This is a genomic window from Psychrobacter sp. PL15 (assembly GCF_035984995.1).
Taxonomy (GTDB): Bacteria; Pseudomonadota; Gammaproteobacteria; order Pseudomonadales; family Moraxellaceae; genus Psychrobacter.
This window is the reverse complement of sequence record NZ_JAXCIB010000011.1, coordinates 12,398-24,742: the sequence shown is the minus strand read 5'-3', so window position 1 is coordinate 24,742 and position 12,345 is coordinate 12,398. Positions and strand designations below refer to the sequence as shown.

General features: G+C 43.4%; 9 protein-coding genes. 4 read left to right on the top strand and 5 right to left on the bottom strand.

Features of this window, described 5'->3' with window-relative positions; translation table 11 throughout:
- Positions 1-254: 254 nt before the first annotated feature.
- Positions 255-1,370, bottom strand: a complete 1,116-nt coding sequence (locus tag RCH20_RS09930; protein WP_327193486.1) for an urease accessory protein UreD — start codon at positions 1,368-1,370, stop codon at positions 255-257.
- 950 nt (positions 1,371-2,320) lie between these two features.
- Here RCH20_RS09930 and clpP point away from each other — a divergent pair.
- The 3 genes from clpP (at position 2,321) to RCH20_RS09915 (ending at position 5,903) form a co-directional block, all read left to right on the top strand.
- Complete coding sequence (gene clpP, locus RCH20_RS09925; RefSeq protein WP_327193524.1) at positions 2,321-2,953, top strand: ATP-dependent Clp endopeptidase proteolytic subunit ClpP; 633 nt, start codon at positions 2,321-2,323, stop codon at positions 2,951-2,953.
- A gap of 205 nt (positions 2,954-3,158) precedes the next feature.
- Positions 3,159-4,436 (top strand): ATP-dependent protease ATP-binding subunit ClpX, encoded by a 1,278-nt coding sequence (gene clpX / locus RCH20_RS09920; RefSeq protein WP_327193485.1) that lies wholly within the window; start codon positions 3,159-3,161, stop codon positions 4,434-4,436.
- Between the two features lie 432 nt (positions 4,437-4,868).
- Positions 4,869-5,903 carry an SDR family NAD(P)-dependent oxidoreductase gene (locus RCH20_RS09915; protein WP_327193484.1) on the top strand — a complete coding sequence of 345 codons (1,035 nt, stop codon included), beginning with the start codon at positions 4,869-4,871 and terminating at the stop codon, positions 5,901-5,903.
- A gap of 275 nt (positions 5,904-6,178) precedes the next feature.
- On the opposite strand, the gene RCH20_RS09910 is transcribed toward RCH20_RS09915, so the two are convergent.
- The 3 genes from RCH20_RS09910 to argS all read right to left on the bottom strand — a co-directional run bounded on the left by RCH20_RS09910 (position 6,179) and on the right by argS (position 10,270).
- Positions 6,179-7,273, bottom strand: a complete 1,095-nt coding sequence (locus tag RCH20_RS09910) for a PTS transporter subunit IIC (RefSeq protein WP_327193483.1) — start codon at positions 7,271-7,273, stop codon at positions 6,179-6,181.
- Between the two features lie 172 nt (positions 7,274-7,445).
- Positions 7,446-8,279 carry an SPOR domain-containing protein gene (locus RCH20_RS09905; RefSeq protein ID WP_327193482.1) on the bottom strand — a complete coding sequence of 278 codons (834 nt, stop codon included), beginning with the start codon at positions 8,277-8,279 and terminating at the stop codon, positions 7,446-7,448.
- A gap of 161 nt (positions 8,280-8,440) precedes the next feature.
- Positions 8,441-10,270: an arginine--tRNA ligase gene (argS, locus tag RCH20_RS09900; protein ID WP_327193481.1), complete on the bottom strand. Its 1,830-nt coding sequence runs from the start codon at positions 10,268-10,270 to the stop codon at positions 8,441-8,443.
- Positions 10,271-10,872: 602 nt separating this feature from the next.
- Between argS and RCH20_RS09895 the strand changes: the two genes are divergently transcribed.
- Positions 10,873-11,091 (top strand): DUF2788 domain-containing protein, encoded by a 219-nt coding sequence (locus RCH20_RS09895; RefSeq protein ID WP_209956291.1) that lies wholly within the window; start codon positions 10,873-10,875, stop codon positions 11,089-11,091.
- Between the two features lie 88 nt (positions 11,092-11,179).
- On the opposite strand, the gene cmoB is transcribed toward RCH20_RS09895, so the two are convergent.
- Positions 11,180-12,283 (bottom strand): tRNA 5-methoxyuridine(34)/uridine 5-oxyacetic acid(34) synthase CmoB, encoded by a 1,104-nt coding sequence (cmoB, locus tag RCH20_RS09890; protein ID WP_327193480.1) that lies wholly within the window; start codon positions 12,281-12,283, stop codon positions 11,180-11,182.
- Between the last annotated feature and the right edge of the window lie 62 nt (positions 12,284-12,345).

The window sequence follows — 12,345 nt, the reverse complement described above, 5'->3', positions numbered from 1 at the left end:
TTGCTGTGCCTACGCAGACAGAGGCTGCAAAAAGCTTATACCAGCAGTACCGTAGCGTTTTTAAGGTATTTTAACGATAGTATAAATTTTTCTTGCGAGCGGCTCGCAAACGTGGCGGAGGCTGTAAAAAATTCATCGCAGTGGCACTGTATTGTTTCTAAATTGAATTAACTATAGCGAGCAAAGCAGTATCTGCTATGGCTCAATATCTAATTTAACCTAACATTTAACCTAATATTTAACCTAACATAAAGTCACGTATCCCAAATCCTTGGACGACAAGATTCAAGCTGCCACCAATGTTCACGCAAAATTTCTCTAAGCTGATAAAACGCTTCGAAACATGCACGCACATCCAAACCGATATAACGGATATTAACTGCTTGGTAGTTGTGAGTGCAATAGACAGGCAATCCAGCTTGGGCAATCGCTTGCCGTAAGAGTAATACCGTACTGTCTAAATAATGAGTTAACGCCTGCTTAGTGATTGCTTGCGCGGTCGCTGTTGACTCGACTGTTTTTGACTCTAACGGTATGGGCTTTTCATGTACGTCACTCAAGCTTGGCACCGCCCAAAATGACCCATAGACGTGCTGTCCAGCCAGCCCCAAAGCAGACGTAAACCAGCGGCTTTGCGCCGACTGCGCCACACGTTCAGCAACAATTACCCGTCCTTCTCGATAGATATTTAGCCCTGTATGGTAGCGCCCTTGCATAAACTGCTCGTCATAGGCCTGCCGCCCAAACACGCTAATCTCCCACGTCATCAAACTAGATGAGGCTTGTAGATCAAAGCGACTGGTCGCGTGCATGTTGGCCTCGTTATAAATAATACTCTCTTGCGGTAGCCATTCTAAGCGCGCGTGCGTCTCTAGATTGGCTTGCACGTGCTGGCTTGCATATTCCGCAATGCCAGGTTGATCCGTACCTTTGCCATCTACGACATTGTTATTTTCTCTTATAGCTGTGACATCAAGCTTTGATTGGATGTTTGATTGAGTGCCTGATTGCATCTCTAACTGATTGTCTGATTGACGATTTGAAGGTTTTCTTTGTTGGCTGATACTGTCTTTGCCATACCATTTACCCGCCCCTGGAGTGGTGATGACCGCATGGCTATTTTGATCTAAGCGCATGTCCAGGGTCAGTGTGTCACCTCCAGCAATCCCTGCTGGAGGATACAGCATCAATATATGACAGATACCTTGCTGAGCACGAGGTTCAGGATATAAGGGACGCTGTACCATTAGCGCACCATTATGCTTGCGATGATACAGCCGAGTTTTGGGCTCGACTGGACTCGTACTTTTGGCGGTACTCGTATTTTTGATAGTGTCAAAACTTAGGGCTAAAGAAGATGGCCAACTCATTTGATCTCCTCATCTAATATAGTGGTATTCACCGAATGACTTAAAACTAGCCGCAATAAAAGCGGTAGACGCCAATACGAACCGTTAAATAATAACAACTAAGGTCTTTGGTACTGCTATAGGGCGTGCTGTTCGCAGGTGTGACAGAGTCTGCAAAAAAAATATCCTAGTAGCACTGGGTCGTTTCTAGATTGTATTGAGTATATCGCTACAATCCTTGTACCAACTCATGTAAGTGCGATACTGAGTAAAATCATCTGAAACGACTAACATATTGATTTTATTTTATTTTTAACTATCAATGCGTTCTTATCCTAGCGACAAATTTATTTTACACACTTATCAAACACCGATTAACCACACTCGACTCTTAAATATACTTCTATCCGCACCAAAACAGTACAACTTATCACCATGGATGCACCATCTTTTGGCATACCTCTCTATTTAACCTAGTGTTATATCAGCAGATAATGGACAGGTTACATTTAATGAGCAATGTGGTCTGGTACCGATATGAGTTGGCGTTTAAGCTAATCTTGTAGCGTCACTTATTAAATTTGTCTTACAAATGCCCTAACATGTGTTGTTGGGGCATTTTTATTGGTGGTTTATGGCTTTAGCCCTTGATAAATGATTGCAGACGCCTTATTAATAGGGAGTCATTTATCATTTGTCACATTAAAACGTTACTATTAGCGCATTAAAAAAGTTACCATTACTGCCATCATTTCTAACACAGCTTTTTAGCAAAATCCAGGTATTGTTATTGCTTGTTGTTATTATCCGTTTCTATTAAAAGACGTCAACTTTAACGACAATAAACGCCCATAAACGCCCATAAACGATTGGCTACTGGTTAATATTTATTTATTTTATACACTTATTGATAGGAAATCTCTATGACAGATTATGATCGCATTACCGCCAATCCGCATTTTGATATGCTAATGAGTGCGCATAACACTCAAAGCGCTCAGAGTCCCCAAGGCGCACTAGTTCCCATGGTGGTTGAGCAATCTGCACGCGGTGAACGCTCGTTTGATATTTTTTCACGCCTATTACGTGAGCGCGTTATCTTTTTGACCGGTCCAGTCGAAGATTATATGGCCAATCTTATCGTAGCGCAGCTGCTATTCTTAGAAGCCGAAAACCCTGATAAAGACATTCATTTATATATCAACTCGCCAGGCGGTTCAGTCAGTGCCGGTTTGGCTATTTTTGATACCATGAACTTTATTAAGCCTGAAGTCTCTACTATCTGTATGGGCGGTGCTTATAGCATGGGTTCATTCCTTTTAGCTGCGGGTGAACGAGGCAAACGTTATGCATTAGCTAACGCTCGCGTGATGATTCACCAGCCTTCAGGCGGTGCTCAAGGTCAGGCAACCGATATCGAAATTAATGCTCGCGAAATTCTAAAAACTCGTGCTCGCTTAAATGAAATTTTGGCTGAGCGTACGAGTCAACCAGTAGAAAAGATTGAAAAAGACGTCGAGCGTGACTTCTGGCTAGATGCTAAAGAAGCAAAAGAATATGGTTTGATCGATGAAGTATTAGAACGTCGTCCTGACTCTTTATAAGTAGTATTAAACTTATGAGCAGTATTAAGCAGAATACGACTCAATATTGATCGTAATTACCAGACCATTTTTAGTCAATCCATAATAATGAGAATATAAGAAAGCTTCGCGCAGACTACACAACAGTCCAGCTAGTGACGCTAACAACATAGTCGTTTTATTGTGGGTAGACTATAGAAGTTTAAAATTTTAGGAGTGCCTTTGTATGGCAGAAGACAAAACACCGCAGTGCTCATTTTGTGGTAAAGCCAAAAGCGATGTGAAACAGCTTATTGCCGCTGATGATGCCAATATTTGTAATGAATGTATTGAGCTATGTACTGACCTTATTGCTGATAGTGGCGACAGTGACGACGATACTGATGGTGATCTTGATACCTCTTGGGTCAATAAAAAATTACCAACACCCAAAGAACTACGTGCCCAATTGGATGAGTATGTCATTGGACAGGACGGCGCTAAGAAAGCCTTATCGGTTGCCGTTTATAACCATTATAAGCGTCTAAAGGTCAGCCAAACCTTAGCCAATGACAGCAAAAAATCTAAGATTGGTGCTGATGAGGCCATGGTTGAATTAGCCAAGAGTAACATCTTGCTTATCGGACCGACTGGTTCTGGTAAAACATTATTGGCGCAGACTTTAGCGCGCTTGCTAGATGTGCCTTTTGCCATGGCTGATGCCACTACCTTGACTGAAGCCGGTTACGTGGGTGAAGACGTTGAGAATATCGTGCAAAAGTTATTGCAAGCATCCGATTATGATGTGAGCAAAGCTGAGCAAGGCATCATCTATATTGATGAGATTGATAAAATCAGCAAAAAAGGCGAGAACCCGTCTATTACGCGTGACGTATCTGGAGAAGGCGTGCAACAAGCCTTGCTAAAGCTTATTGAGGGTACGGTTGCGGCTATTCCACCCCATGGTGGTCGTAAGCATCCACAGCAAGAGCTGATTCAAGTCGATACCAGCAATATCCTAATCATTGTCGGCGGCGCGTTTTCCGGACTCGATAAAGTTATCCAGCAGCGTACTGAAAAAACCGGTATTGGCTTCAATGCCGATGTCAGCTCAAAAGATGACAGCCGCCGCAGCTCAGACTTACTGCAGCAAGTCCAACCGGAAGATTTGATTAAGTTTGGTCTTATTCCTGAGCTAATCGGTCGTTTGCCAGTACTTGCGGCTCTAAGAGAGCTAGATGAAGAAGCCCTGGTTCAGATATTGACCGAGCCGAAAAATGCGCTAGTGAAACAATATAAATACCTGTTCGATATGGAAGGCGCTGACATTACCTTTACCAAGGAGGCGCTCGATGCCATTGCTAAAAGAGCCATGGCACGTAAAACGGGTGCTCGTGGACTACGCTCTATTGTTGAAAACGCGCTGTTAGATACTATGTATGAGCTGCCTTCAATGAAAAGTGCTAAAAAAGTCGTCGTCGATGAGCAAGTAATCAATGACGGCAAAACACCTGAAATCACTTAGGTTATTATCAATAGTTAGTTGGGTTAATTTGCGATCAAAGTAAATTAACGTCTATTGGCTTTTGTTATAGAAATGGCGTCTGGCATTAATTATGCTCAGACGTCTTTTTTATGTCTATTGCCTTATTATTTACCACTCGTTCTTGGTAGCAAAGCTATAGTTAAAATACCTTAAAAACGCGACGGTACTGCTGGTATAAACTTTTTGCAGCCTCTGTCTGCGTAGGCACAGCAAGCAAGAAAGACTTACGCCAGCAGTACATTATGTATCGATATTACTTTTTATTGATTATACTTTATAAAATAGCGTTATAAGATGACAGGAGCGTCTACCAAACATAAATAAGGCGGCTCATAAGTTATGCTAAGGTAGCTTTGCAAGTAACCGTTGAGGTTATCAACTTATCACCTATGATACAAAGGACTGTTTATCATGCTAAATAACATTACTGCTATGGCTGACTCGCTGCGCCAACACTTACCTTTTTCTTCAAACGTTGCTCAAAATCACGACGTTGCGTCTTACTATCATAATCACGTGGCAGCAGTGACCGGTGCAGGCTCTGGTATAGGGCGCGAGCTTGCCTGTCATCTAGCAAAAATGGGCTGCCATTTGGCATTGTCTGATATCAATGCTGAGCAGCTGGCACAGACAAAAGAATTGCTCGTAGGCTACGATGTTAACGTGACCATAACTGTACTGGATGTCTCAAATAAAAAGGCAGTCGATGCGTGGGCTGATAGCGTGATGATAGCGCACGGCAAAGTTAATTTTATCTTCAATAATGCGGGTGTGGCGCTGTATTCTACCGTGGAAGGCAGCAGCATCAGCGAGCTTGAATGGGTCATGGATATTAATTTTTGGGGCGTGGTTTATGGGACTAAAGCATTTTTACCCTTGATTAAAAATAGCGTCAAACAAAGCGAGTCTGATGCCAGCACTGACAGCAAAAGTAATAAATCACGTCAGTTCGATGAGCATGGTCATATCGTGAATATCTCAAGTCTCTTTGGTTTGACCGCGCAGCCTTCGCAATCCGCTTACAATGCCAGCAAATTTGCGGTGCGCGGCTTTACAGAAAGCTTGCGTCAAGAGTTGGATATCCAGCGCTGCGGCGTGTCAGCAACTTGTATCCATCCGGGTGGTATCAAGACCAATATCGCCAATAGCGCGCGCGGTAATGAAAGCATAAGTGATATCGGTATGCCTAGCGGTCGCAAAGCCATCAGTAGCTTTAATAAACTGCTAAAATTTGATGCTAGTGACGCCGCTTGGATCATTCTTCATGCCGCAGCGACCAACCAAACTCGATGCTTGATTGGTAATGACGCCAAAGTGATAGATGCTGTGCAGCGCGTATTCCCAGCAAGCTATAGCAACGTGCTCAACGATGTCAATAAGCTGGCTCGTAAGCTAAAGCGCAAGAAACGCTCAAAACCTAACGCTCAAAAATCTGCTTCGGCATAATAAAATCTCAGTGCCATGACAAATAAGAATCAATATAAGAAAAACCCAGCTAGCAATTTATTACTAGCTGGGCTTTTCTTATATAGCCAGTTCAAAATAAAATAGATACATTTGTGTCAGCGTACTACTGGTATAAATTTTTCTTGCTTGCTGTTCGCACGCGTGACAGAGGCTGCGAAAAATTCATAACAGCAGCACTGTGTCGTTTTTAAATTGGATTTACTATACTACATCGATGTTTTTTATATCAGTTTTACAATTCGGTGACTGTAAAACTAAGGCAACTTCATATCACCATCAACCAACCAGCCGATACGACGCATAACGTGTGCCACTAACCAAGCAATGACAGCGGGTAGCACAAACATCAATAAGATAATTGCTGTCCACAGCTGGGTACTACCCATGAGCTCTTGTGACGCTTCAATAACCCCAAAAACTCCTACCAGGCCTGCGGTACCCATACCTGCGCCTGTGGCCGTACATGCCAGCCCAAAGCCTACGGTCGCAATAGGTCCAACGATGGCACTAGCAATGACCGCTGGTAATAAAATCAGAGGCTTTTTAAGCACATTAGGAATCTGTAGCATACTGGTGCCTAGGCCCTGCGATATAACGCCACTGACCCCATTGTCTTTATAACTTGCCACCGCAAAGCCAATCATATGCGCAGCACAGCCGACCACAGCAGCGCCGCCTGCCAAACCACCGAGCCCAATAGCGATACAAATTGCCGCACTAGAGGTCGGCAAGGTCAATAAAATACCAACCACCACCGCAATGACAATGCCCATTAACAATGGCTGTAGTGTTGTTGCCGCCTGGATACCCTGACCAATGCTATTCACAGCAGCGACTACCGGCGGATTCAACACTGCACAAACGACTAACGCTAGCGTGCAGACTACTAATGGCACTAGTAAAATATCAAGCTTGGTCTTGCCGGCAACCCATGTCCCTGCGCGATAGGCAAATACTGATGTCAAATATGCGCCGATCGGATTACCTGGCAAGGCGACAAAAGTTGCAGGACCAGCCTCTTGCGGGATAAATAGCGTTCCTGCCATAAGTGCTTCAGAATGTGCACCCAACATCCCTGCTACTAAGCAGCTGAGCATAACCAAGGTCGGTGCTTTGAGATAATAAGCTATGCCCACACCAATTCCTGCACCCATCAATACTGAGGCTAGCTTACCGACAGCAACTAGCGCGGGCAGATGTAGCCAACCGCCTATTTGCGAGATAATGAGACCGGCAATTAGGGTCACAAACAATCCTAAAGCCATACCGGTAAAAGCATCAATAAAGTACTTTTGAAAAAATGACTTAATAATACTAGGAGGCGCTATCACTGTATTAGATGGGTTCATGGTGATACTCTTGTTTGAGGTGTCTATAAAGGGTTCTAATTAAGAGTTTTGATTAAAACAGTTCAACGTATTAATTTTACTAAAAAAATAGCATAAAAAAAGCGCCGATATGACGCTTTTTTTATACTGTGACTTAGGACTTAATATTAAACCTAACGACCTAGCATCACACTTAACGGCGCTGTTCAACGATAATAGAATCAATGCCATTGTTTTGTAGTCGTTGTTGCGCATTGGCAACCGCTTGACGATTATTCATCGAGCGCGAGATTACCTGATAAATCGGCGAGCCATTACCCGTCGTGTTTTTGACCACCTTAGCATCAACCCCAGCCATTAATACTTGCGCACGCCGACGATCCGCTTCATCAGCACTACCAAAACTGTTGATTTGTAAAATATAGGTCGCTACAGGTGTCGCTTTTTGCACACTAGCCGTTCCTGTACCTGACCCGGTGTTGTTAGCTCGTGAGGTAGTATTGTTATTTTTGCTGGCAGCAGGTGGTGTCCCACCGTCATAAGTAGCGTCTTCCTCAACGATAACAATATCATTATTATCACTGGTATTGTTAGCGTTATTACCACGACTAGGTTCAATGACCGTACTTTCAGAAATACCAAAGTTACCCGTGTCATCATTACGATTAGCGGAGTTATCGTCAGGCTGAGTGACCACCACATCAGGTTCAAAATCGCTGATATCACCTATTAGGCTATCATCCGTCTCCCCAATATCTTCATCAGGAATAGTCGCCATCTCTTGATTTGGCAAAATATCATAAAACTCATAATCGCTATTGTCAGTATCAGTATCAACACGCGGCTGTACCTGCCGATTAGGATCAGTACCAGTAGAACCAGCTGGGCTAAAGTCAAACAATGGTGAAAGGTACAGAAATACCCCAATCATAAGGGTCAATACGGCCCCAACGAACATCCATAATAATCCTGACACGCTACTGGCTTTGCGTTTTTCAGTGGCACCTTTAGGTTTTTTGGCTAACATGAAACGCGTTCTCCCTACCGAATCTAACAGTTGTTATGAGCTGATATTATGTGCCGTCTTTATAACCGGTGTTATATTGACAAGCGCGAGACGACTTGCGCCTTTATATGTTTATAATTCTATATTTCAATGCTTGGGCATTTTTATGCCTATATTTAAGACTACATGCTGGACGGTGCTGACAATCCTAATAAGCCTAGACCATTGGCCAGTACCTGTCGCACCGCTTTTGATAAGCGCAGGCGTGCTTGCATCAGCTCAACCTCAGAGTCGCTTGGGGTCTCCCCTGAGGTTAAGCTTACGGGTAGAATGCGATTGCTGTCATACCAGCCATGAAATAGCGCAGCCAACTCTTTGAGGTAGTTGGTCATTATGTGCGGCTCATAGCCAGTTGCTGAACGCAGCAAGGTAGCAGGATACGCCGCAAGTAGCTTGATTACTTCCTCTTCGGCAGGCGCAATAAGCAAGTGTTGCTGCTGCGCACCGATGAGGTCATCCACACTTAGACCACTGGCTGCTAATTTTTCTAATACCCGACAAACACGAGCATGCGCATATTGAATGTAATAAACCAAATTGTCCTTGCTTTGCGATTTGGCAAGCTCTAGATCAAAGTCAATGTGCACTTCAGGCTTCCGCGCCACATAATAGAAGCGTGCCGCATCATTGCCGACTTCATGACGTAACTCACGCAAGGTCACGAACTCACCTTTACGCGATGACATAGGTACCTTTTCATCGCCACGCCATAACGCCACAAACTGTACTAACACTACATCAAGACGCTCAGAATCAATACCAAGCGCCATTAGCGCTGCTCGGACGCGCGGCACATAACCATGATGGTCGGCGCCCCAGACGTTAACAACTTTATCAAAACCGCGGTCGAATTTATTCTTATGATAGGCGATATCTGAGGCAAAATAAGTGGTTTGACCATTGGCACGGCGTACGACTCTGTCTTTTTCATCGCCAAAGTCAGTCGATTTAAACCAAATATTACCCTCTTTTTCGTACAGATAACCTTTATCATCTAGTATCTGTAGGGCGGGTTCAATATCAGCATCAATAGTTTTTTCATGAAACCAACATTCATAACGCACACCAAACTCATTCAAATCATCTTTGATATCAGCCAAAATACCACTTAGTGCGGCATTCAAAAACAGCTCATAGCCGTCACCAAGTAATGCCTTGCTATTGACAATCAAACCATCGATATGAGCTTCTTTATCACCCGATAGCAGTACATTTTCGCCCTCAGCATTGATCTCAAATTGCGCGTCAGCTGGTACGTCTTTCGCGATTTCTACAAAGCTGTGCACGTAACTATTACCATGCTGTGTCTTGAGTGTCTCTGCTATATCGCGAACATAGTCGCCTACGTAAGCGTTGGATGGGAATGTTACTGTTTCACTGTTAGCCTGTAGATAACGCAAATAAGTGCTGGTGGCTAGAATGTCCATCTGCCGACCAGCATCGTTAACGTAGTACTCACGAGTGACGTCATAGCCCACTGCCTCTAACAAGTTGGACACGCTCATACCAAACGCCGCTCCGCGACCGTGACCGACATGCAAGCTAGAAGTTGGGTTGGCTGAAACAAACTCGACTTGAACCTTTTGTCCGTCGAACTGCCGGCTGAGGCCAAAGCGGTCCTGTAAGTCGAAGATATCACCTAATACCGCAAACTTGGCTTCAGCATTCAAGAATACGTTGATAAAGCCCGGCCCAGCGATGTCTACTTGGCGTATGTCTTTATTGTCTGGCAGTGACTGAACGATTTTTTCTGCCAACGCGCGTGGATTGGTCTTGGCCGCTTTGGCCGCGGTCATGGCAATATTACTGGCGAAATCACCATGGCTAGCGTCTTTAGTACGGGTAATCTGGCTATTGTTTTGCCAATCAGCCGGTAGCGCGCCTTCGTTTTTTAGCACTTGAACAGCATGATCAAATAATGAGGCTAACGTATCAATTTGGGCTTGTGACATAAGACTATAAACTCGGATAAATAAACAATAAAAATGAGGTGAAAAAGGGAATCAACACGCATTGGGGTCGTCAATAACGGCTTATAGCGATTGCTCATTTTTTATTATGAGATTGACCAGCATCAAACTACTGGCATACAAAGATAAAATGATACGAAAATATAAGTAACCTGTAAATATAACAACCTTTGCACTGTATTGCACTATTTGTACTAAAAATAGTATTAAAATTCATATACTAACTGTGTATGGCTAAGATTTATTAGCTAACATCTATTGTAAGCGTCAAGTGACTTAGTAGTCGCTCTGAATGTAGTGTTCCTGTTGCCTCACAGTTGGCGGCAGGTTTAACCCTCATTGGTTCCAGAGTATAATAGCCCTTGGTATACTGCTTGGCATTTTTCTATGTCGTTTTTTCTTAGTGTTGATTCTAACTATAATAGGCCGCTGTCTAGTACGCTTATTTAATGTGTTTTCTGTAAAGTAGCTTTATAGGCTACGACCATAGTCATGCAACAGTAAAATGAGCATCAGATAAATAGCCATCAGATAAACAACTACCAAATGATAGTTTATGTCACTACTTTATTTAGGATTACACCATGTTTGCGATTGCTGCTAGTACTGTTACCAGCTGGGGTATGTATGTTTTATTACCGATATTTATTGCCTTCTTATTTTTCATTATTTGGGATCTCTCCAAACAATCTGACGCTGGGCGCGCTGGTACATTTTGGATGTTCTTGGCCCTTGGTGCCGGCTTTATAGGATTTATATTTAAGATTCTAATAGAAATTGCTTTCACCACATGGTTTATCTAAAAACAACTATTTTTGATGCCGACTCAATTTCAAACTGCATGATACAAACTACATTTCAAATTAAAAACTTCAAACAGTTTACATGGCTCTACTTTTTAGCAATTAGAGTCGCCCGCTTTGGCGCTGGATGACCTTCAATAGTTTTGGTCGGATCATTAGGATCTAAGAAGTCTTTGAGCGAATGATAGCTCATCCAATCTGTTTTGCGTTGCTCATCAATGGAGGTCATTGCTAGATCAACGCAGCGAACCTCTGAAAATCCAACTTTTTCTAGCCAGCTAATTAATGCAGCAACTGACGGCAAGAAGTACACATTATTCATTTGCGCATAGCGGTCTTGGGGCACTAATACCGTATTGACATCACCATCTATCACTAAAGTCTCAAGTACCAGCTCCCCACCCTTAACCAGCTGCCCTTTCAGCTGTTGTAAGTGCTCGAATGGTGACTGGCGATGATACAGCACACCCATGCTGAATACGGTATCAAACAGCTGACTGTGTGCCGGTAAGGCCTCAAGTGCTACTGGAATATAATGAGTACGATAGTCATCCGCCACACCAATGAAATGCCGAATCGCCATAAACTGATGATAGAACAAACATGACGGGTCAACGATTATCACACTCTCTGCGCCTGCCCCTGCCATGCGCCAACCATGATAGCCAGAACCACCGCCCACATCTAGTACGCGCCGCCCTTTTAAACTCGCTAAATGGGGCGCAACTCGTTGCCATTTCCAATCACTACGCCATTCAGTGTCAATGATTATTGGCCAGCTTTTCTCGCTGTCATTCTCACTGTTAGACTTGCTGGTATCCTCACTAGAATTATCACTATAAACGACGGCATCGCTATCAATTCGACCACTACCGATCTGAAAAGGTCCTTTACGCCACGGCATTAATTGCTTTAATAGAGCAATAGTTTGCTTACGCTCAGAGTTGCTCAGAGTCGCTTCCATAATCAGGGTGGCGCTATTTAGATCTACCTTACTAGCTAATATGTTAGGCAAACGTGCGACTGCTGCCTGATAAGCTGGCGCATGGGCATAGTTGTTTTTGTCTTTAATTTGATTCAACCATTCAGGTAGTAGCGACAGCCACTCGTTGACGATTGGCTGCTGCTGCGCTAGTGCTAATAAGGTTAAATAAAGTTCGCGTTCAGCGTGGATAATGGTGTCATTAATCATCAAAGCAATTACCGTTATTTTAGAGAATAAGAAGAGATTAAAAATTTACTTTTCAAATAATG